General features: G+C 36.6%; 34 protein-coding genes. 31 read left to right on the top strand and 3 right to left on the bottom strand.

The window, feature by feature from the left end:
• The first annotated feature begins 117 nt into the window (after window positions 1-117).
• Entirely contained in the window at window positions 118-555 is a 438-nt protein-coding gene (locus tag H6411_RS00545; RefSeq protein ID WP_216082708.1) for a hypothetical protein, read from the top strand.
• Window positions 556-1,126: 571 nt separating this feature from the next.
• Window positions 1,127-1,450 (top strand): hypothetical protein, encoded by a 324-nt coding sequence (locus H6411_RS00540; RefSeq protein WP_216082707.1) that lies wholly within the window; start codon window positions 1,127-1,129, stop codon window positions 1,448-1,450.
• Window positions 1,451-1,496: 46 nt separating this feature from the next.
• On the opposite strand, the gene H6411_RS00535 is transcribed toward H6411_RS00540, so the two are convergent.
• Entirely contained in the window at window positions 1,497-1,847 is a 351-nt protein-coding gene (locus H6411_RS00535) for a hypothetical protein (RefSeq protein WP_216082706.1), read from the bottom strand.
• Between the two features lie 564 nt (window positions 1,848-2,411).
• Between H6411_RS00535 and H6411_RS00530 the strand changes: the two genes are divergently transcribed.
• A complete protein-coding gene (locus tag H6411_RS00530; protein ID WP_216082705.1) occupies window positions 2,412-2,840 on the top strand; it encodes a hypothetical protein in 429 nt (142 codons plus the stop codon).
• A gap of 49 nt (window positions 2,841-2,889) precedes the next feature.
• Here H6411_RS00530 and H6411_RS00525 read toward each other — a convergent pair whose 3' ends face one another.
• Complete coding sequence (locus H6411_RS00525; RefSeq protein WP_216082704.1) at window positions 2,890-3,210, bottom strand: hypothetical protein; 321 nt, start codon at window positions 3,208-3,210, stop codon at window positions 2,890-2,892.
• Between the two features lie 641 nt (window positions 3,211-3,851).
• On the opposite strand from H6411_RS00525, the gene H6411_RS00520 reads away from it, so the two are divergent.
• From H6411_RS00520 to H6411_RS00500, 5 genes are all read left to right on the top strand, one after another.
• Window positions 3,852-4,235: a DUF4670 domain-containing protein gene (locus tag H6411_RS00520; RefSeq protein ID WP_216082703.1), complete on the top strand. Its 384-nt coding sequence runs from the start codon at window positions 3,852-3,854 to the stop codon at window positions 4,233-4,235.
• Window positions 4,236-4,481: 246 nt separating this feature from the next.
• Window positions 4,482-5,072 carry a hypothetical protein gene (locus tag H6411_RS00515; protein WP_216082702.1) on the top strand — a complete coding sequence of 197 codons (591 nt, stop codon included), beginning with the start codon at window positions 4,482-4,484 and terminating at the stop codon, window positions 5,070-5,072.
• A gap of 192 nt (window positions 5,073-5,264) precedes the next feature.
• A complete protein-coding gene (locus H6411_RS00510) occupies window positions 5,265-5,909 on the top strand; it encodes a hypothetical protein (protein ID WP_216082701.1) in 645 nt (214 codons plus the stop codon).
• Between the two features lie 148 nt (window positions 5,910-6,057).
• Window positions 6,058-6,612 (top strand): hypothetical protein, encoded by a 555-nt coding sequence (locus H6411_RS00505; protein WP_216082700.1) that lies wholly within the window; start codon window positions 6,058-6,060, stop codon window positions 6,610-6,612.
• Between the two features lie 321 nt (window positions 6,613-6,933).
• Window positions 6,934-7,494: a hypothetical protein gene (locus H6411_RS00500; RefSeq protein WP_216082699.1), complete on the top strand. Its 561-nt coding sequence runs from the start codon at window positions 6,934-6,936 to the stop codon at window positions 7,492-7,494.
• 7 nt (window positions 7,495-7,501) lie between these two features.
• Here the strand turns inward: H6411_RS00500 and H6411_RS00495 are convergent, their stop codons facing one another.
• Entirely contained in the window at window positions 7,502-8,197 is a 696-nt protein-coding gene (locus H6411_RS00495) for a hypothetical protein (protein WP_216082698.1), read from the bottom strand.
• Window positions 8,198-8,363: 166 nt separating this feature from the next.
• Here H6411_RS00495 and H6411_RS00490 point away from each other — a divergent pair, with 166 nt between their 5' ends.
• The 23 genes from H6411_RS00490 (at window position 8,364) to H6411_RS00380 (ending at window position 20,663) form a co-directional block, all read left to right on the top strand.
• A complete protein-coding gene (locus H6411_RS00490; protein WP_216082697.1) occupies window positions 8,364-8,759 on the top strand; it encodes a hypothetical protein in 396 nt (131 codons plus the stop codon).
• Window positions 8,760-8,769: 10 nt separating this feature from the next.
• Window positions 8,770-9,207: a hypothetical protein gene (locus tag H6411_RS00485; RefSeq protein WP_216082696.1), complete on the top strand. Its 438-nt coding sequence runs from the start codon at window positions 8,770-8,772 to the stop codon at window positions 9,205-9,207.
• Window positions 9,208-9,219: 12 nt separating this feature from the next.
• Window positions 9,220-9,705 (top strand): hypothetical protein, encoded by a 486-nt coding sequence (locus tag H6411_RS00480; protein WP_216082695.1) that lies wholly within the window; start codon window positions 9,220-9,222, stop codon window positions 9,703-9,705.
• Between the two features lie 2 nt (window positions 9,706-9,707).
• Window positions 9,708-10,130, top strand: coding sequence for a hypothetical protein (locus tag H6411_RS00475; protein ID WP_216082694.1), 423 nt, complete (start codon window positions 9,708-9,710; stop codon window positions 10,128-10,130).
• 10 nt (window positions 10,131-10,140) lie between these two features.
• Complete coding sequence (locus tag H6411_RS00470) at window positions 10,141-10,587, top strand: hypothetical protein (protein ID WP_216082693.1); 447 nt, start codon at window positions 10,141-10,143, stop codon at window positions 10,585-10,587.
• Between the two features lie 12 nt (window positions 10,588-10,599).
• Window positions 10,600-11,067: a hypothetical protein gene (locus tag H6411_RS00465; protein ID WP_216082692.1), complete on the top strand. Its 468-nt coding sequence runs from the start codon at window positions 10,600-10,602 to the stop codon at window positions 11,065-11,067.
• A gap of 9 nt (window positions 11,068-11,076) precedes the next feature.
• Entirely contained in the window at window positions 11,077-11,556 is a 480-nt protein-coding gene (locus H6411_RS00460) for a hypothetical protein (protein ID WP_216082691.1), read from the top strand.
• A 165-nt stretch (window positions 11,557-11,721) separates the two neighbouring features.
• Window positions 11,722-12,234: a hypothetical protein gene (locus H6411_RS00455; RefSeq protein ID WP_216082690.1), complete on the top strand. Its 513-nt coding sequence runs from the start codon at window positions 11,722-11,724 to the stop codon at window positions 12,232-12,234.
• 58 nt (window positions 12,235-12,292) lie between these two features.
• Window positions 12,293-12,811 carry a hypothetical protein gene (locus tag H6411_RS00450; RefSeq protein ID WP_216082689.1) on the top strand — a complete coding sequence of 173 codons (519 nt, stop codon included), beginning with the start codon at window positions 12,293-12,295 and terminating at the stop codon, window positions 12,809-12,811.
• 111 nt (window positions 12,812-12,922) lie between these two features.
• On the top strand, window positions 12,923-13,381 hold the full coding sequence (locus H6411_RS00445) for a hypothetical protein (protein WP_216082688.1): 459 nt from the start codon (window positions 12,923-12,925) through the stop codon (window positions 13,379-13,381).
• A 21-nt stretch (window positions 13,382-13,402) separates the two neighbouring features.
• On the top strand, window positions 13,403-13,891 hold the full coding sequence (locus tag H6411_RS00440; RefSeq protein ID WP_216082687.1) for a hypothetical protein: 489 nt from the start codon (window positions 13,403-13,405) through the stop codon (window positions 13,889-13,891).
• Between the two features lie 66 nt (window positions 13,892-13,957).
• Window positions 13,958-14,479, top strand: a complete 522-nt coding sequence (locus H6411_RS00435) for a hypothetical protein (protein ID WP_216082686.1) — start codon at window positions 13,958-13,960, stop codon at window positions 14,477-14,479.
• 110 nt (window positions 14,480-14,589) lie between these two features.
• The gene (locus tag H6411_RS00430; RefSeq protein ID WP_216082685.1) at window positions 14,590-15,141 is read left to right on the top strand and encodes a hypothetical protein; all 552 of its coding nucleotides are present in this window, start codon (window positions 14,590-14,592) and stop codon (window positions 15,139-15,141) included.
• A gap of 134 nt (window positions 15,142-15,275) precedes the next feature.
• Window positions 15,276-15,680 (top strand): hypothetical protein, encoded by a 405-nt coding sequence (locus tag H6411_RS00425; protein ID WP_216082684.1) that lies wholly within the window; start codon window positions 15,276-15,278, stop codon window positions 15,678-15,680.
• Between the two features lie 13 nt (window positions 15,681-15,693).
• On the top strand, window positions 15,694-16,194 hold the full coding sequence (locus H6411_RS00420; protein ID WP_216082683.1) for a hypothetical protein: 501 nt from the start codon (window positions 15,694-15,696) through the stop codon (window positions 16,192-16,194).
• A gap of 9 nt (window positions 16,195-16,203) precedes the next feature.
• Entirely contained in the window at window positions 16,204-16,623 is a 420-nt protein-coding gene (locus H6411_RS00415) for a hypothetical protein (protein ID WP_216082682.1), read from the top strand.
• Window positions 16,624-16,635: 12 nt separating this feature from the next.
• Complete coding sequence (locus H6411_RS00410; protein WP_216082681.1) at window positions 16,636-17,130, top strand: hypothetical protein; 495 nt, start codon at window positions 16,636-16,638, stop codon at window positions 17,128-17,130.
• 9 nt (window positions 17,131-17,139) lie between these two features.
• Window positions 17,140-17,676, top strand: a complete 537-nt coding sequence (locus H6411_RS00405) for a hypothetical protein (RefSeq protein ID WP_216082680.1) — start codon at window positions 17,140-17,142, stop codon at window positions 17,674-17,676.
• A gap of 110 nt (window positions 17,677-17,786) precedes the next feature.
• Window positions 17,787-18,200, top strand: coding sequence for a hypothetical protein (locus H6411_RS00400; RefSeq protein WP_216082679.1), 414 nt, complete (start codon window positions 17,787-17,789; stop codon window positions 18,198-18,200).
• Between the two features lie 75 nt (window positions 18,201-18,275).
• Window positions 18,276-18,659 (top strand): hypothetical protein, encoded by a 384-nt coding sequence (locus tag H6411_RS00395; RefSeq protein ID WP_216082678.1) that lies wholly within the window; start codon window positions 18,276-18,278, stop codon window positions 18,657-18,659.
• A 13-nt stretch (window positions 18,660-18,672) separates the two neighbouring features.
• A complete protein-coding gene (locus H6411_RS00390; protein ID WP_216082677.1) occupies window positions 18,673-19,167 on the top strand; it encodes a hypothetical protein in 495 nt (164 codons plus the stop codon).
• A gap of 6 nt (window positions 19,168-19,173) precedes the next feature.
• A complete protein-coding gene (locus tag H6411_RS00385; RefSeq protein ID WP_216082676.1) occupies window positions 19,174-20,001 on the top strand; it encodes a hypothetical protein in 828 nt (275 codons plus the stop codon).
• A 149-nt stretch (window positions 20,002-20,150) separates the two neighbouring features.
• Window positions 20,151-20,663: a hypothetical protein gene (locus tag H6411_RS00380; RefSeq protein ID WP_216082675.1), complete on the top strand. Its 513-nt coding sequence runs from the start codon at window positions 20,151-20,153 to the stop codon at window positions 20,661-20,663.
• Window positions 20,664-20,749 lie beyond the last annotated feature (86 nt).

Here is a 20,749-nt window from a genome sequence, read left to right as displayed (position 1 = left end):
GATGTTTATTCGTGATTATGAAAAAAATTAGGAGATTTCGATCCAAACGATAAAGATAAGAGGCCAAAAGTTTTTGCATTTTTAGAAAAAGAAAAAAAGAGTAAAGGAAATAAAACTTTGTTTTCAGGAGAGGGGTGAGAAAATAGAGATGCAGCTTTAGATCGTTTAAATTGTCGTTTTGGTTCAGAAGATAGAAAAAAGGAAGTTTGTGATGATGTTTATTGGTGATTATGAGATCTTGATGGGGGCAAATATGAGCCAGACGATACTGAGGGAAAAGCAAAAGCGAAGAATAAGTTCTACGATTTTAAAAAGAAAATAGATGGACCTATGGCAGAACAAATAAAAAGAAGGAAAGAGCAAGAAAGAAAGAAACAACAGGAACAAGAAGAAGAAAAGAGAAGACAACAACGGGAAGAGGAGGAAAAAAGAAGAGCTAGTGATGGTCATGGAAAAGGAGATTTAACTCCTAAACCAAAAGAGCATCCTAAGAAGAAAAGAACTAAACCTGGAACATTTGGATACTATGGTTGATACGTAGAATGAGTACGTTAGTTTTTTAATTTTTAGCTAACTATATGTATAAAATTTTGGCATCTTTAAATTAACTTATGGCTTTTGTTCTTCCCCTTCTTTTCTTCTTATTAACAGCAGTCTCTTCTGCTTTTATGATAGCCAAGACAGGAAGTAAAGATAGTACCCCCCACCTAGTAGTTTAGTTCTAGAGGTTGGTGATGTTGGTTCATCATCTACTTCTGCCGGAACAGGAGTTAGTCTTACAGGAGATAACGCTGCATCAGCTGGAGGTTATTCTGATGGATCTATTCTTGCTGGTTTAGGTTGTCAAGGAGGAACTGGAAGTAAGTTTTGTGACGATGTTAAGAATTGATTAGGTGACTTAGGAGGAAAATATAAATATAGAAACGATGATAGTAATACACAAGATAGAGCTGATTTATATCAGAAGCTAAAGGGAGAAAAGGAAAGAGGCAGACCTTCTAATTTAAAGAGTGAAGATGAGCTAAATAGGAATAATTTTCCAGATCAAGATGTAATAGATGCATTAGGTTGTAATTTTGGTTGAGAGGGCAGAAATAAGAGATTATGCGACGAAGCTTATCGTTGATTGTGAGGAGATGATGAAGGCAAGGGACGTCTGGGAGATCCTGCAGATAAAGGAAAAAGAAAAAATAGTTACTATGATTTGAGCAACGGAATATATGGTAATACTGCGCAACGAAGAAGAAAAGAGGCAGCCAGAAAATTAGAAGAGGAAACAAGGAGAAAGCAAGAAGAAGAGCAGAGACAACAACAAGAGAAAGAGAAGGCTAGAGAAAAAGAACAAACACCACCTAGAATTCCTAAACCAAAAGAACAGCCTAAAAAGAAAGGTAAGACTAAACCAGGAACATTTGGTTATTACGGTTGATATGTAGATTGAGGAATCTAGAGGCGTTGAAAACTTATATTTTTTGTTTGGTATTTAAAAATTAAAGTTACTCTGTTGCTTGTCTTGCAGTTGTTGTTGCTGGAGCTCCTGCTTCAGTAGTAGTGGTTGCTTCTTTTCCTTCTTCTTTAGATGATCCAGTAACTTTATTTTTTAGTTGGTTTATACAGCCATTAATATCTTCACCTCCTCCAATCTTTTTACAGGCAGCATAAACAACTGACTTTATGCCTCCAACTATATTCTTTCCTTCTGGAGAATTTTTTGTTCAGTATATAACAGCTTTAGTTCCTGTATATCCCAGATAACCTAAACCAATTAGTGTTCCTCCTCCTGCTAATAACTTAGCAATTAGGAAACTTAATTTGTTTGCGCTTCAAACAATTTTGAGTAAACTCATTTTTAATTTTTTTAATCTCTTTTAATAGATTTGTTTTGTTTAATTATTTATTTAAAAAAAGAAAGCAAGAATACTAATAAAGACAGCTTAAAAAGTATCTTGGGTTAATGGGTATAGATAGGTAAATTTTTAGTATTAAGGAAATTAATTTTTTTAATTACTGACTCACTATATGTATAAAATTTTGGCATCTTTAATCTAATTTATGGCTTTTTTCTTCCCTCTTCTTTTCTTCTTATTAACAGCAGCTTCTTCTGCTTTTATGATAGCCAATACAGGAAGTAAAGATAGTACCCCCCCTCACCTAGCAGCTTAGCTTTAGAAGTTGGTGATGATTTTTCATCATTAACTGTAGCTGACGCTAATGATTTTTCTAATACAGCAATTTATAGTAAATTAGGTTGTGGAACGGGCGATGTACAAGGTTGAGATAAAAAATTTTGTAGTGATATAAATTCATGACTATGGGGATTAGATGAAAAAACAGTTAATCCAAACGATAAAGAAAAGAGACAAAAAATATTTAATAGATTAGAGCAAGAAAAAGAGAAAGGTAGAGATAAGGTGGCGTCCCCTCTTACAGGAGATGAATGAGAAACTGATGATGGAGTTTTAGATAGTTTAAATTGTCGTTTTGGTTTAGAAGGTAGAAAAAAAGAGGTTTGTAATTCTGTTTATTCATGATTATGAGGATTAGATGGCGGTAAATATGATCCACAAGCTCCTCTTGAAAAGGGAAATAGGAAAAATGATTTTTATAACTTTAAAAGGAAAATAGACGGTTCATATGCAGAAAGAAGAGCAAGAGAAGAAAAAGTAAGGAAGCAAGAAGAACAAAGAAGACAACAACAGGAAGAAGAAGAGAGAAGAAAAGCTGGAGAGGGTCAAGGAAAGGGAGGTTTGACTCCTGATCCAAAAGAGAAATCTAAAAAGAAAAAAACTAAACCAGGAACTTTTGGTTACTACGGCTGGTATGTAGAGTGAGCGCGTTAAAGGGTTAGGTATTTAAGAATTAAATTTATCCTTGTTTTTTGGTTGTTGATTAGTCTTTATCTATTGTTTCATTACTAGTTGCTGCTGCTTCTTTTTCTTGAGTTTTTCCAGTTACTTTATTCTTTATCGTGTCTAAACATTTATTGTTGTCTTTCTCTCCAGCTATTTTCTCACAAGCAGCATCAACAACTGACTTTATGCCTCCAACTATATTCTTACCTTCTGGAGAATTCTGTATCCAATCTATAAAAGCTCTAGTTCCTGCATATCCTAGATAACCTAAACCAGTTAATACTCCTCCTGCTGCTATTAATTTAGCAATCAGGAAGCATAATTTATTTAAGCTTCAGATGAGTTTGAGTACGCCCATTTTTTATGTTTATTTTTTTAATAATCTAAATTAGTTTGTTTACAAATTAATTTATACGCGATAGTTAAATGTTTATATTTTCAGAATTTGAAAGAAGAAAATGGTTGATATAGATAGGTAAGGCCTTCAAGGTTAGAGAGATTAATTTTTTTAGAGTTGAATCGCTTTATGTATAAAATTTTGGCATCTTCAAATTAATTTATGGCATTCTTTCTTCCACTTGTATTTTTCTTAGTAACAGCTGTTTCTTCTACTTTTATGATTGTCGGAACTGGTAGTCAAGGTAGTACCCCCCCTCACCTAGTAGCTTAGATTTAGAAGTTGGTGATGATTATTCATCATCTACTGCAGCTCAAGTAAGTCTCTTAGGAGATACTGCAGCTGCTGCCGGAGGTTATACAGATAATGCCATCTTAAGAGGTTTAGGTTGTGATGGTACTAGCGGAGAAAATAAGAAATTTTGTGATGATGTTAAATCTTGATTAGGCGGTTTAGGAGAAGAATATCAATATAAACACAGCGATCAAGGAGAGACAAGAAAGAAAATATACGACAAATTAAAAGAAGAAAAAGAAAGAGGCAAACCTGAAAAGATAAAGGACTCAGAAGAAGTAGATATTGGAGGTTTTAAAGATCCGGATGTGATAGATGGTTTAGGTTGCTATTTTGGTTTAGAGGGCAGAAATCAAAAAATTTGCGATGAAGTTTATGTTTGATTGTGGGGATATGATGGAGGTAAGGGGCATTTGGGAGATCCTGGAGATCTAGGAAAAAGAAAAAATGGTTTTTATGACCTTAGAAATAGAATATACGGAACTCCTGCAGAACAGAGAAGAAGAGAAGCAGCAAGAAAGAAACAACAGGAAGAAGAGCAGAGAAGACAATTAGAAAGAGAGAAAGAGAAAGCTAGAGAAAAAGATCCAACTCATCCTTCAATTCCTGAACCAAAAGAACAGCCTAAAAAGAAAAAAACTAAACCAGGAACATTTGGTTATTACGGTTGGTATGTAGATTGAGGTATTTAATTTTTTTAGTGTTTAGTTATTCATATATATAAAATTTTTACTCCTTAAATTAGTTATGGCATTTTTCCTACCTTTTCTATTTTTCTTACTAACAGCTGTCTCTTCTACTTTTATGATTGTTGGAACTAGTGGTAGTTCTAATAGTACCCCCCCTCGTCTAGTAGTCTCACATTAACAGTTGGTGGCGTTGATTCGTCTCCTACTGATGCTTCTACATCTTTAAATGATCCATCTATAGGTGGAATGATGAGTAAATTAGGTTGTGAAAACGGTTTAGATGGTTGAGAGAAAAAGTTTTGTGATGATGCAAGAAATTGATGGTGATGGTTGCAAGAAAAAGGTTGGAGTATGCCAAATGATTTATCAGGAAGATCAGCTATATTTGACAAACTTAAAAAAGAAAAAGAGAGAGCAAGACAAGAAGGAGGCTTGAAGAATAAATATGATCCAAGTAAAGAAGATTTTTCTTTTGAGGGCTTTATAGATGGTTTAGGTTGTGGTTTCGGGGCACAGTATTGAGATAAGGAGACTTGCGGAGAAGCGTATGCATGATGATGAAGATTAAGTGACGATAAAAAGGATCCAAATGAGGCTTTGGAGGCAGGACATAAAAAGACAAAATTTTACGATCTTCAACGAGATAAAAGGAAAAACACAGGAGAAGAACGAAAACGAGTACCGATGCCTAAGAGACCTACGGTTGTTTGGACTTACTACGATCAGCCTACAGCTCCAAAACAAGCTGAAACTCCTAAACAGAAAGAACAGCCTAAAAAGAAAAAAACTAAACCAGGAACATTTGGTTATTACGGTTGATATGTAGATTGAGGAATTTAATTTTTTGTTTTTAATTGACTATACGTATAAAATTTTGGCATCTTTAAGTTAGATTATGGCATTTGTTTTACCCTTTCTATTCTTCTTAGTAACAGCTGTTTCTTCTGTATTCATGATTACTAAAACAGGAAGTAAAGATAGTACCCCCCCTCACCTAACAGTTCTGAATTAATAGTTGGCGACGCTGATGCGTTGCCTACAGGTTCTTCTGCGCTTTTAAATGATCCATCCATAAGTGGCATTATGGATAAATTAGGTTGCGGCACTGGAGATGGTTTAGATGGTTGAGAGAAAAAGTTTTGTGGCGATGCCAGAAAGTTTTTGTGATGATTACAAGAGAAAGAAAGAAGCAATCAGAATGATTTACCAGGAAGAAGAGAAATATTTAGCAAACTTTATGATGAAAAAGAAAGAGCTAAGAAGTTAGGAGGATTTAAGGAAGTATATGATCCTCTAAAAGAAGACTTATCTTATTCAGGTTTTATAGATGGTTTAGGTTGTGGTTTTGGATCAGAAGATTGACTTGAAGATATTTGCGGAGAAGCCTACTCATGATGATGAAAGTTAAGTGACGATAAAAAAGATCCAACTGATCCATTAGAAGCAGGACATAAAAGAATGAAATTTTATGGCCTTCAACGAGATAAAAGTCAAAAAACAGGAAAAAGACCTAAAAGGGTAGAAATGCCTAAGAAACCTAAGGTTGAATGAAAGTTTTATAACCCACAACCAACACCTCAGACTGATACTCCTAAACCAAAAGAACAACCTAAAAAGAAAAGAACTAAACCTGGGACATTTGGTTACTACGGTTGGTACGTAGATTGAGGGATTTAGTTTTTTAGAAATTTATTTGGATAGGGCAAATTTAAGTTGTTTGAAACGTATTAATTTTTTTGTTTTTTTATGCTTTCAAATAGATTTAATTTTGGTATTTGTAAATTTTATTTGTTGAAAATAAACTTACTTGTAGTAATCTATTTTTATGGAATCAAAAGTAAATTTAGCTGTTAAATTAGGTTTAGGAACGGTAGTTGCTGGTAGTACTATAACTGGAGCTGTATTGCATGGTAATTCTGGCGAAAGATTAGATCCTGAGATAGAGAAATATTTGAATACTCCTTTTACTCAAGGTGGATATACATATAAGAAGAGAGTAAGACAATCAGATAATGAGAAATGATTTAATAGTGAAGAAGATGATGGAGGAACAATTTCTCCTTTGAAGAATCTAAATGATAATTCAGATGACTGAAAAAGAGTTTGGCCTTATTTAAGTAGTAATCCTATTGAAGATAAGAATAATGTTGAGGATGATCAGAAAACTTGGTTAAGTAATACAAAAGAATATACAGCTCCTAATAAGACAGCAGGGGAGAAGTTAACAGAAAAAGGCATGGAAAGAGCAAGAGAGGTTATGAAATGATGTCAGGATTATGAGCAAGGGAAAATAAAAGAAGAGTTGAAGAATCCTGGACGCTTGAATTGACAGACTAATAGAGATTTTTATGGTGAGATTTGTACTTATCCTGAAGATTAATTAAAAATTATTCGTAAAGTTCACGAGCATCTTCTGTTGCTCCTTCAGGAGCTCAAACACAAACTTCAGCTGCTTTACCAACTTAGTTCTATTAATTTCGTAAAAATGATGAAGGTAAGGGGTGTTTAGGAAAAAGAACAAGAAATTTTTATCTGCTTAAATCAGACATAAAGAAAACCAAAATTAAACCTGGAATTTTTGGGTACCATGGTTGATATGTAGATTGAGGTATTTAATTTTTTTATGCTTCTAAATAGGTTGATTTTGATCTTTGTTAGCTTTATTTGCTAAAAATAAACTTGTTTGTAGTAATCTATTTTTATGGAATCAAAAATAAACTTAGCTGTTAAATTAGGTTCAGGAGCAGCAGTTATAGGCAGCACTATAACTGGAGCTGTACTGCATGGTAATTCTGGAGAAAGATTAGATCCTGAAATTGAGAAGTATTTAAATACTCCTTTTGTTCATCAGGACGGAAATACATATAACAGGAGAATAAGGCAATCGCATCATGAGAAGTGGTTTACTAATGAAGATGATGTTGATGGAGGAACAGATGCGCCTTTGAGGAATTTAAATGATGATTCAGATGATTGAAAAAGAGTTTGACCTAGTTTAAGTAGTAATCCGATTGAGGATAACAATAATGCTGAAGATGATCAGAAAACTTGGTTAAGGAATACAAAAGAATATAAAGATTCTGGCGGAGCAATAGGAGAAGCGTTAACTGAGAAAGGTAAAGAAAGAGCTAGAGATGTAATGAAGTGATGTCAGGATTATGAGAAAGGAAAAATAAAAGAAGAGTTAAAGAACTATACACGTCTGAATTGAAAGACTAATAGAGACTTTTATGGTGAGATTTGTACTTATCCTGGAGATTAATTAAGAATTATTCGTAAAGTTCTTTGTTATCTAAATTTAGGTCATAGAAGGAAGCTTCTCTAGCGTAGTAGTTTTCTGAGTAGTGACATGTTTGTCATCCCTTTCTTTTTGTTTGGGTATCGTCGTGCATTCTTCCATTAATCTTTGAACATTTATCGGTTGCATGATCCATTGCGGATTGTTCTAATTTCAATCTTTTTTCTTTAGGAACATGTGCTTTTAATATATCGCTTCATTCACATTTAATACCGTTATCATCTTGACAGCTTCCCTTAGTATTTGGCAATTGATCTAATCAAGTAGGTCTATCTCTTCCTTCTATAGGTTTGAATTCAATTGAATTTATTCTGGAAGGAGTATTTTTTCCACTGTGGCCAAAGAAACGACTTCTGTCGAATATTGAACCAGCTGGGATTGAAGCTGCAGATATTGCTGGTTTAGAAGTATGCTCTAGTCTTTGGGAAGTAGAAGGTCTTGGTGGTAATGCAGGAGGAGTTCTTTTTGTAGTTGGTTTTTGAGGTTTTGTTATTTGTTGTTCAGGTTCAACTTTCTTTTGTTCTTCTACTTCTAAGGTATTTGAATCAGTTGGTTGTTGTGTAGAAGTAGAATCACTGCCTTTGTTTTGGATTAACTGATGAGCAGTTACGGCTGAACCAGCACTTATGACTGTTGCAGCTATAGCAGATTTAGCTAGTAATGACATGAATTAGATGCTTACGTCAACCATATTAACTGTTTTTTATGGGTATGAGTTATTTTTAGGCTTTAGGTCTTTTATTTCTTAAGTAGTTGATGTGCATGGAAACCAGCTAGTAATGCTGGGAAACAAGTGTTTTGTTATTATGTTGAGAACAAACAAATAATAGAGTATGGCATCTCCTTTAGTAGTTGTAGGAATAGGTGTATTAGGCACTGGAGTTATAGGAGCTACCTCAGTAGGTGCTTATTACTTATTTAATGGTTCTGAGGATCAGAAAGAGGGAACAGTAGAAGTAGAAGGTGGAAGTGTTCAAGAAGTAAGGTCAGGAGGAGAAGAGCAGAATACAGAACATAGAGAAGAGAGTAGCGGTGGAAATGAAGTTTCTCAACTATCTACTGGAGGTACTTCTGGCGGCGGACAACAGACAGCAGAATTGGGAAGCAGTTCTTTAGGAAAAGGGCAGAGTAATGTTGCTGAGCAGGGAGAAGCATCGGGAGGAGGCGTTGGATCTGGGGTAGGTGCTCAAGCAAACCCTGGTACTGCAACAGGATTATCATCTCAATAAGAAATTAGAAATGCCAACACCAACTTCAATTGCAGCTGGAGCTGTAGGAGGAACAGCCGTAATTGGTACTGCTTCAGTGGTTACATATTATGCGGTTAATGGAACTGATAAAGCTAAAAATGTAAATGAGCCTGCTTTTGATAATCAGGGTCAGAACCAAACACAACAAACACAAATTTCGGATGCAAGAGATTCTGGTCAATTGGATGCTGGAACTCAAGATAGATCTGATTCCGAACAACAAACAAAATCTAATGTAGGCACTGCCCAAACTCAATCAGGAAATTCTGAGGCTCAGGAGAGAACTGACAATGCAGTTGTGTTATCTCCCGGTTCAGGTGTAGGTGAAGAAGGAGCGGCGACTTCTTCATTAACCGTTTCAAACCCTGTAGCCAGTCACTCAGATACTCTATCAAGTGCAGAAACTTCTGGAGGAGCGGTAGGTTAGTAATTATTTGATATGGCATCACCAGCAGCAATAGGAGGAGGAATTTTGGGAGTAGGGGTTATAGGTGTGGGAACTGCTTATGCTGCTGGAGCATTTACGTCTAAATATGTAAATTTCCAAGATTATGTGGATAGGAACGGTTTGGTTTATGTAGGAGGTATATCTGATGAAAAATCTAATTCAATAAAGAAATTGTTAGACGAGGATAGGACTGGTAGTTCGAATGGTTATAGGAGTAAGTTATCTGGAAAATGATCAAGCATGAATCAATCTGATTTAACTGGAAATCAGCCTGAAAAGCCGGCAGGAGAACCAGCGGAATTGTTTAAGTCCAGTAATACTGAACTTGCGAAATCAACAGAAATCGCTAAATTCACTAAAGCATGATGCGAAACAAAGAAGAAGAATAAGGCTCCTGCAGCAGTTGGGAAATGAACTGAAGACACTCTTAAAAAAGATTCAGACTGACAGACATTCGAAAAAGTTTGTTTAGTTTAGATATGGCATCTCCATTAGTAGTTTTAGGAATAGGTGTATTAGGTACTGCAGTTGTAGGAGCTACTTCAGTAGGTGCTTATTACTTATTTAGTGGTTCTGAGGAGAAAAAAGGAGAAGCAGTAGAAGGTGGAAGCGAGTCAGAAACAAGACAAGGCGGAGAAACACAGGAAGAAAGGTCTGGAGGAGGAAGTAGTGCCGTAGATGCAGGAAATGTAGCTTCTCAACCGTCTAATGATGGCACTGATGGTCAAAGAGGAGAAGGGGCATCAACAAGCGGCTCTCCTTCAGTACCAGCAGTCGGCAATGGGGTACAAGGACAGGATACTGTTGTTGGACAGCAATTAGGAGGAACATCAGGAGGAGGAAATACTGTTTCAGATGTAAGTTCCACATCTAATTCTGGCACTGTAGGAGGTTCTCAATAAGAAATTAGAAATGCCAACACCAACTTCAATTGCAGCTGCAGTAGTGGGAGGAACAGCAGTAGTTGGTACCGCTTCAGTCGTTACATATTATGCAGTTAATGGAACTGACAAAGTTAAAAACGCAAATGAATCTTCTGTTAATGATCAGAATCAGCAGCCTGACCAGAATCAAATTCCTTCTTTGGAAACAGGAGATTCTGGAAGGTCAGATGTTGTAACTCGGGATACGGGAGATATTGCAAGCAGAGCTGATTCAGGACATCAACCAGAGTCTAATGTAGGTACTGGCGAAACTCAATCAGATGATTCTGCAGGTAAAGCTTCTCAGGAGAGTACAGATAATGGAGTTGCGTTACCATCAGGTTCGGGTGTAAATAATGAAAGAGCAAGAGATTCTGCATCGATTGCTTCAAATCTTCAAGAGGGGCAAGGATCTTCTGGAGGAGCGGGAAATTAGTAGTTATTAGATATGGCAACACCAACTTCAATAGCAGCAGCTGCAGTAGGAGGAACAGCCGCAATTGGTACTGTTTCAGTAGCTACATATTACGCAGTAAATGGAACTGATAAGAATAAAGATAAACAAGTTGCGCATGATGAATTACCAGATACTCAAGCTGGTCAAAACGATTCCGCACAAGAAGATCATCGCGATGAAGCTGCAGGCGCAGGGTTGTCAGATTCTGATGATAGATCTGTGAATGTTGATGAAAATTTGAGTTCTCAAGATTCTTCAAGTGGAGGAGATCTAGGTTCCAGTGCACAAGACTCTACCGGAAGTTTAGCAGCTCAGTTACCACAGGCAACATCTGGTTCACCTCAATCTGGAGCAAGGGGAGAAACTTCTTCTACTATGACTGCAGAACAATCAGACACACAACCTAGTTCTCAACCACAACAGATAGCTTCTAAGGAAGGAGCAACAGGAACTCAGTAGTTATTAGATATGACATCACCAGCAGTAGCAGGCGGAGGAATTTTGGGAGTAGGAGTTATAACAGCAGGAACTGCTTATGCTGCCGGAGCCTTTACATCTAAATATTTAGATTTCGAAGATTATGTGAAAAGTAATGATTTGGTTTATGCAGGAGATATACCTGATGCAAATGAGAATTCAATAAAGAAATTATTAGATAAGGATAAGAATGACTACAGAAATAGATTATCTGGAAAGTGAACAAGCATGCCTCAATCTGTTAAGAAAGGAACTGATACGGTTACAAAACCAAATGGAGACATATCTACTTTATTTCAGCCTGTTTCTGGTAGTACTACACTCGCAGAGTCAACAAAAATAGCGGAATTCACTAAGGCATGATGTGAGTCTAAGAAAGGTAAAGTCTCAGAGGAAAATGAGACATGAACTAAAGACACTCTTAAGAAAGATTCAGACTGACAGATATTTGAAGAAGTTTGTTTGGTTTAGTTAATTAGTTGAAGGGATATAGGGAAAGTAGTAATTGGAGTAGAAGTTTTTGTTGTTCTAAGGAATTTATTTAGGGATATTAAATATAGGGTTAGTAAAAGCTTAAGGTAGGAACCAAACGGGGAATTAAGGCTTTAGTTATTATTGTCAATAAATAAATTAGATATGGCATCTCCAGGAGAAATTGCAGTAGGAGTATCAGTGGCAACAGCTGTAGTAGGCACTGGTTCAGTTGCCACATATTATGCAGTAAATGGAATTGGTAAAAGCCAGGAAAATGCGGAGGTAAGCCAATCAAAAATTGTAGAACCTGGAACAGATAGTAGAGAGCAGCAACCTGCAACTGGAGATACAAATGGAGCTTCTGGAGGTTCAGGCTCTCAAGCACAAGGAGGAGGAGGCGATTCTGCAGGACAGAGTAGAGAGGACACTTCTACAGTTCCATCGGGTTCAACATCTGGCACTCAAGAAGGAACATCTATAGGAAATCCAACTGGAGAAACAGAATCATCTAAAGGAGAAGCAGCTACTGGCGAACAAGCTGGTTCAGTTCCTGAAGCAAGCGAAACTTCTACAGATCTTACAACTAGTTCTTCTCCAACAAATACAGAATCACAAACATCTCTAGCAACTTCTGGTAATGGACAGACACAAACTCCAGCTGCTCAATCAAATTAGTTCAATTTAATTGCCGAAAAATCACTTAAATACATAAAATACCTATTTTTTTAAAAGTATGCCATCCCCAGCAGCAATAGGTGGAGGCGCTTTAGGAGCTGGAGTTATAGGTGTAGGAACCGCTTATGCAGCAGGCGCTTTTAATAAAGCTGATCAAGTAATTACCTATGAAAACTTTGGGGATTATGTAACTAAGAAAGAATTAACTTATATAGGATCCCTAAAAGATACAGTAGATAACTCAATAAAAAAATTGTTAGACGAAGATAAGACGAGTAGTTCAAACGGTTATAGAAGTAAATTGAAAGATAAATGAGAAAGTATGGATGAAACTAATTTGAAAGAAAAAGGCGGACAAGCAATTACTAAACCAACGGATGTTAAAGATAAGTTAGTGCCTAGTGATACCCTTGAAAAGTCAGAAGATATCGCTAAATTTACTAAAGCATGATGCGAGCTTAAAAAAAGTAAAGTTTCAGGAACAGACAAGAAATGAACCGAAGACACTATTAAAAAGGATGCAGACTGAAAAATATTTGAGGAAGTTTGTTTAATTAAAAAAACAACCCAGAAATAGAAATTAATTCATAGAAATTTTTAAAAATTAAAGAAAAATAAAACAAGAAAAAACCAGGAGCAGTAAAGGGCATTAATCAATTCGTTATTATTGGTAATCAAGTAAGTATTTATGGCTTCTTCAGGAACATTAGCTGCAGCAGGTGTACTAGGTGCTGGAGCAATAGGAGCTACTTCAGTTGGAACTTATTATGCAATAAATAAACCTGGAGTTGAGGCAGAACCTACTGCAGTTATTTCAGAAGGATCAGATCAGCCTAGCAATTCAGTAACTAGGGAAGGCGCGGAACAACTACCTTCAAATGAAAATACTAATGTTGATGAGGGAGGAGATTCTGCACAAAATGAAAAACAGGTTACTCAAGAGCAACGAGAAGAATCTTTTTTAGACCCGTCTAGTTTAGAAACTCCTAAAGTTATAGAAGAGCCGGGCGCAGAAAAAGATGGCGAAGGATTATCTACAGTTGCATCTAGTACTAGCGTTCGAGTAGAAGTAAATGCTGAAGCAGATCAAAAACCAGATGGAGAGACTAGAGCAGAGAGCAGCAAGTTAGTTATTAGTTTCTTCTAAAAAATTAAAAACATATTAAATATGGCATCACAAGCAGCAATTGCGGGAGCGGGTGTATTAGGTGCAGGAGCTTTAGGAGCTGGTTCGGTAGGGACTTATTATGCAGTTTATGGAACTAGTGAATCTGAGAATGTAACAGCTACAGCTACAAATAATCAAGTAGAAGATTCAGAATCTGAACAAAACACAAGACAGGAGCCATCAACTGATGTTCGACCTACTGGAGAAACAGAAGCTTCTTCACAGTTAAGTGTTGATGAACAAGGACGAAATAATGTTGAAGGTCAAAATGGAGATCCTGCACCTTCTATTTCGTTGCCTTTAGGTTCATCTGTAGAAGATTCAAGTAAGGGATCTAGTTTGGATTTAGAAAGTTCTGCCTCACAATCTAGAACTGGCGACGGAGATTCTTCTGCAACTGGCGCTAAAGATCAAGCAGAAATTCAATCTGATGCATTAAATTTACAACCTAAATCATTAACAGCAGATCCTTCAGTTGCTCAGGAATAATTTATTTAGCTTTATTAATTTCAAAAAAATTACTTAAATAGATAAAATACCTATTTTTTCAGAAATATGCCATCCCCAGCAGCAATAGGTGGAGGCGCTTTAGGAGCCGGAGCTATAAGTGTAGGAACTGCTTATGCAGCAGGCGCCTTTAATAAAAAAGATGAAGTGGTTACTTATGCAAACTTTGGAGATTACGTAAATAAGAGAGCCTTAACTTATATAGGAGATTTAGAGGATGAAACACCTAATTCAATAAAGAAATTATTGGAGGAAGATAAGAATGCTAATTCTTCTAATGGTTATAGGAAAAAGTTGCAGGATAAATGAGACGGTATGGATGCACAAGGATTGCAGGGAGAGAATAAAGATTCAATTACTAAACCAAATGAAGTTAAAGAAAAATTGATCCCGAGTGATTCTCTTAATGATTTGGACAACATTGCTAAATTCACTAAAGCATGATGTAAATTTAAGAAAAGTAAAACTTCAGGAACAGACAAAAAATGAACCGAAGACACTATTAAAAAGGATGCAGACTGAAAAATATTTGAAGAAGTTTGTTTAATTGAGAAAGCAAGTCAGAAATAGAAATTAATTCATAGAAATTTAAATATCAAAGAAAAATAAAACAGGAAGAAACCAGGAGTAGAACAGGACATTAAGCAATTCGTTATTATTCATAATCAAAAAAATAATTTATGGCTTCTTCAGGAGCATTAGCTGCCGCAGGTGTATTGGGTGCCGGAGCAATAGGAGCTACTTCAGTTGGAACTTATTATGCAATAAATAAACCTGGAAATGAGACCAATCCAACTTTAGTAAATCCAGCAGATCAAAAAAGAAATCAAGTTCAATTACCTGAAACTAATGAATCTGTTGATAGATTAGAGACAGAAGATGCGGGAGATACATCTCAATTGGGTTTTGAAGAAGGCGAAGGTCAAGAGGAAGCGCCAATTGTTAAAGAAAGTACGGGCGGGGAATCTCATGAAGCTGCAAGTGTTCAAACAGGAGAAGGTCAGTCAAATAATGCACAAACAGGATCTGATTCATTAGAAACTAATTCACCTACTGGACAAACTTCTCCTGTTGAAGATGTTGCTTTAACACTGGAAACTTCAAATCTTTCTCAAGTAAATGTAAATGGTAGTGATCAAACAGGTGTACAGTCTGATGCGTCAAATACAGTAAATTTGCAACCGGAAACAATTTCTACTAAAGATACTGGATCTTCTTCAGATTCAAATTAATAAATGAAAAAAGCAGAAAAGTTAAATAAAAACTTTACTTGTTTATAGATTGATAAGAGATAGAACTGAAAGTAAGGTTGAATATGAAAGATTTAGTTACTATAGTGGGAGCACAAAACTCTAAGTAGATATTTATGACACCACAAACGGCAGTCGGAGCTGGATTAGGAGGATTAGCTGCAGCAGGTGCAGGTGGAACTGGTATTGCGTATGCTGCTGGAGCTTTTGAGAAGCCAAAAGAACCAGATAGGTCAACAACACAGGGCGCTTCTGGAGGTACAACTCAGACTGAACAAGCAGGTTCTAGAGGAACAGCTGGCGTTTCTCAAGAAAAAGCTAAAGAAGGCGTTGGTTCTCCTGAAGCTCCTGTTGGATCAGGATCAAATATAGTTGTCCAACCGGAATCGGCAAGAGGCGAAGAACCTAGTGTTGCAGATTCCTTATCAACTGGAAATCCTGATGGAGCTGCCTCAGCTCTTGGAGAAAAATCTCAAACTGGCTTAACCGTACAGACCACTTCTTCTGGGGGTGGAGCTTAGGTTTTAAATATTCATGACACCACAAGTAGCAGTAGGAACAGGCTTAGGTGGATTAGCCGCTGCCGGAGTAGGAGGTTCAGCCATTGCATATGCTGCTGGCGCTTTTGAAGGAAAAGAGAAAAAGACAGATGAAAATACAATAAAGACTTATTTCACTGAGGCTAAAAAAGATAATACGAATGCAAACAAAAAATATATAGGCGGAGATGGTCAGGATGTGAAAGTTAAGAAGTGATTGAAAGAAAGTGACAAAGAAAAACAATACAAAAAAGATTTAGGAGATAATTTGGGAAGTATGGAGTTATCTGGAAGTGCTTCTAACGATAAACCAACTGAAGAAATGATTAATAATTTGAAAACTCCAAACAAATTGGATGAAAGCGCTGCAACAAAAATTTATGACTTTACACATAAATGATGCGAAGCTAAAAAAGGCTTAACTTATGATGTAAATTCAACAACTGAATTTGATATTTTCAAAAAAGTTTGTTTTGTGAATGATGTTGATAGTTAGAGGATAAGTATGGCATCACCAGCAGCAATTGGCGCAGGAATAGTGGGAGGGACAGCTGTGATAGGAGCTACTTCAACTGCTATTTATCAAGCTCTTCATAAAGATGACAAGCCTGAAGAAAATAAAAACTTAACTGATCAAGACCCAAAGACTTCTCAATCTGCTCAAGCTAAAGGCGGACAGCAAACAGAGAATACTTCTCCCTCTCCTAATACAAAAGTTGTGTCAGAGGGAGAGAATGTAGACAAGAGAGATCCAGATGTTTCGGCACAAACAACAAGTAAAGGTCATGTGGATTCTTCCGGAGAGGCGGCACCATCTGGCTCATCGCATGCATCTACTGCAGGCAATTTAACTTCTTTACCCGAAGCAACATCTGTTGAAACTACATCATCAACATCAGGCGGAAACCCTGCTCCAGGATCTTAGTTTTAGATAGAAATGACACCACAAGCAGCAGTTGGAGCTGGATTAGGAGGATTAGCTGCAGCAGGTGCTGGAGGAACTGGTATTGCATATGCCGCTGGAGCTTTTGGCGGAAAAGAGAGCAAGACAGATGAGTCTTCAAAAGAGACTTATTTATCTAAGGCATCAAAACCAACTTTATCAGCAAACAAAAAATATATAGGAGAAGACGGTCAAGATACAAGAGTTAAAAGTTGATTGCAGTCATCAGATCAGGGAACGCAGTATAAACAAGATTTGGGAAATAGTTTGTCAGAGATGACATTGACTGAAGATACTGGCAAACCAACTGATGAAATGATTAATAAATTAAAAACTCCAGGTAATTTGGAAGCAAGCGAAGCAGAAACAACTTACAACTACACTAAAAAATGATGTGAGGTTAAAAAAGTAGTAATTTATGATTCAAGCAGGACAGGAGAGTTTGATATTTTCCAAAAGGTTTGTTTTGTTAGTAATAGCGATGCTTAGAAGGTAAATATGACACCACAAGCAGCAGTAGGAACAGGACTGGGTGGTTTGGCTGCTGCAGGAGCAGGAGGTACTGCAGTTGCTTACGCAGCAGGCGCTTTTAATAAAGTTGATGAAGAGACTACTTATGCGAATTTTGGAGAATACGCAAAAAAGATAGGTTTGACTTATATAGGGAATATAGGTGATGAAGAAGCTAATTCAATAAAGAAGTTATTGGATGAGGACAAGACTGGTAATGCAAATGGTTATAGAGATAAGTTAAAGAGCAGATGGGATAGTATTGTCGAAACAAGTTTAAATGGAAAGGACAATGTCACAGTTACTAAACCAACAAACGTTAAAGATAAGTTAGTTACAGGCGATGAACTTAGTGAATCTGAAAATATATCTAAATTTACTAAAGCATGATGTGAACTTAAAAAAGACAAATCTCCTTCTGAGGGGCAGCAATGAACTGAAAACACTCTTAAAGCGGATGAAGATTGAAAAACATTTAAAGAAGTTTGTGTATTTAGCGGAAGTAATACAGCAGTTCAGTCATAAGAATAAATTAGTAGAAATTTAAATATTAGAGAAAACTAGAGCACGCTAAAACCAAGATCAGTACAGGCCATTAAGCAATTCGTTATTATTGATAGTCAAATAAATAATTTATGGCTTCCCCAGGGGCAGTAGTTGTAGCAGGCGTATTAGGAGCCGGAGCTATAGGGGCTGGTTCAGTAGGAACTTATTATGTGATTAATGGTACTGGAGAAAGTAAAAAAGCAACAACACCGGATTTAAGTACGAATGAGAAACAAAAACCTGTCACAGAATTACCAAAACAACCATCTTCTACTGGTACAAATGAAGTTTCTGGAGGAGCAAATGTTAAATTGCAGACACAAGATACTAATACGGGATTAAATGAGAAAACTGTAGGAAGGGTTGTTTCTGAAGCTTCGCAAGGTTCAGTTCTTCCAGAATCTTCTTCTAGAGGAGATGCGGCAGACTCTAATATACAACCATCAACCCCTGCTTCAGTTGAAGCAAATAATTTAGGAACAGAAAGAGACTCTCAATCATAGTTTCTCTTAATTAAAATAGCGTGAAAACAATGAGCTTAAAGGCAGTTCTTAGGACATAGATAGGAATTAGAAATTATGACACCACAAGCAGCAGTTGGAGCTGGATTGGGAGGATTGGCTGCAGCAGGAGTGGGTGGAACTGGTATTGCTTATGCTGCAGGAGCTTTTGAGAAACCAAAAGATCCAGAAAGAGTTAATAGTGGAAATACTCAGATCGGCCAGGAAGAATCTGGGGATGTGTCTGGCGGCTCACAAGCTAGAACTGAAGAAGGAGATCGCTCTTCTGGAATAAATGATGTATCTGTTCCGAATCAAGTTGCTCAAGAAAAATCAGAAATAAGTGGAGCGACTGGTGTTGAAGGTTCTAAATTAACTGGAAATATTGATGGAACTGCCCAATCTACTGGCGAATCGCCTCAGACTGGTTCAACATCTTCTCAGCCATCTGCAACAGCTTAACTTTTAAATATTCATGACACCACAAGCAGGAGTAGGGACAGGATTAGGTGGTTTGGCCGCAGCAGGCGCAGGAGGTTCTGCCATTGCCTATGCAGCAGGAGCTTTCAATGGAAACGAACCGACTTATTTATCTCAAGCTTTAAAGGCTGTTTCAGAACAAAACAAGGAATATATTGGTAGGAATGTCAATAAAAAAATTGAAAGTCTTTTGTCTGAAAAAACAGGAACAACTCCTAAGTATTTAGATTCTTTAAAAGGCGCATGGGACAGAATGGTTGATGATGCGAATCCATTATTGGGTAAGCCGGGAGGAAACACAAGTGATTTATTTCAAGAAACAAAATTAGAAAGTAAAAAAGGCGAAATATCTACTTACACAAGTAAATGATGCGAACACACTGCCAAAAAAACCTTGATAGAGATTCCTAAAGCTGCAGGAGATGGAAAGAATATATGAGATGCATTTAATGAGGCTTGTTTTTGGAAGAAAGCGACAGTATCTGGTTAATAGTATATGGCATCACCAGCAGCAATAGGCGGAGGAGTTTTAGGAGCGGGAGCGATAGGGGTAGGTAGCGCATACTTAGCCGGAGCTTTTGGAGGATCAATTTCTCCAGAACCAGCAAGAGTTTTGTTGTCTAAAGATTCTAAATTTGCTGAGGTCTATACAGATGTCAATTGGATAGGAAAAAATTATGGACATTATTTAGTTGCTCCTGTAGGAGAAAAAGGAACAGGAGCTGAGAGAACTAGTAATGAAGCTTGATGAAAATGATCTTATGAGAGGCGACAACAAGATTCTCAAAATACAAACATTACTTTAAGTGATGAATTTAGCAAAGTAGGAAGTAAAGTAAGTAAAGCTTTTTCAGATAGTGATACTGAATCAGATTCCTCTACTGCTTTAAATAAAGTTTGTGAGGTTGTTTATAAGAAGAATAAAGATTTTTTGTCTTACGAAGGAAATTCTTCAGACAGCAAAACTAAGTTGAAAAATGATTTATGAAAGTATTGTTCTATATTGGGAGAGGTAAAGACAATTATTGAAGTTGGAGAAAAGTATGACGATAACACTCGAGGAAAAGATGATACAAATTCAAAAAAGTTTATAGCAATAACAGGAAACGATAAATTTTGAGAGATCAGGAATGAAGAATTTTATAAAAATTCCGGAGATAAATCTAGATCTAAAACAACTGGAACTTCTTCTAAATTTAAAACTGATTCAGCAGATAGTAAGAAGTTAAGCATAAAAGATATTTGTAAAGAAGCATACAAATCTAAGACATCAGAAGATGCAAGTTACCCTTCTTCGGAAATAAATATATTTTGTGTTTTATAGATAAGAAATTTTATACACCTACTAATTATTTATGGCATCACCAGCAGCAATTGGAGCAGGAGTAGTAGGAGGAGCAGCTGCAGCAGGTGCGGGCGGAACTGCTTTATCTGCTGGAGCACCAGCTCAAGCAGCCTAACTTTTAAATAGACATGACACCACAAGTAGCAGCTGGAGTAGGATTAGGAGGATTAGCCGCCGCAGGAGCAGGAGGCTCAGCAATTGCTTACGCTGCAGGAGCTTTTAATAAAAAAGATGAAGTAGTTACTTATGCGAACTTTGAAGCATACGTAAGAAGTAAGAACTGAACTTATATTGGGGGATTAGAAGATACAGCAAATAATTCAATCAAGAATTTGTTGGATGAAGATAAAACCAGTCAAAAGAATGGTTACAGAGATAAATTGTCTGCGGAATGAGGAAAGATGAAACATTCAGATTTAACTGGAACAGTTAAACCTACCAAACCATCAGAAGAGGCATCTGCGTTATTTAAATCTAGTGATGCGGCATTGGATAAATCTTCAGATATTTCTGCGTTTGTAAAGGCATGATGTGAAGTGAAGAAAGACAAGATTCCTGGAAATAATGAGAAATGAACTGAAGATACTCTTACAGCAGATGAAGATTGAAAAGTATTTGAGGAAGTTTGTTTGATTAAATAAAAAACAAATAGAGATTTTTTATTGCACAATTTGTACTGCCCCTATAGGATAGTTAGGACTTATTTGTTAAGTTTTGCTTGTATTAG

The sequence above is a fragment of the Candidatus Mycoplasma haematohominis genome (assembly GCF_902712995.1).
GTDB classification, from domain to species: domain Bacteria; phylum Bacillota_I; class Bacilli_A; order Mycoplasmatales; family Mycoplasmoidaceae; genus Eperythrozoon_B; species Eperythrozoon_B haematohominis.
The sequence above is the reverse complement of the archived record's forward strand: the minus strand, read 5'-3'. Positions and strand labels throughout refer to the sequence as shown.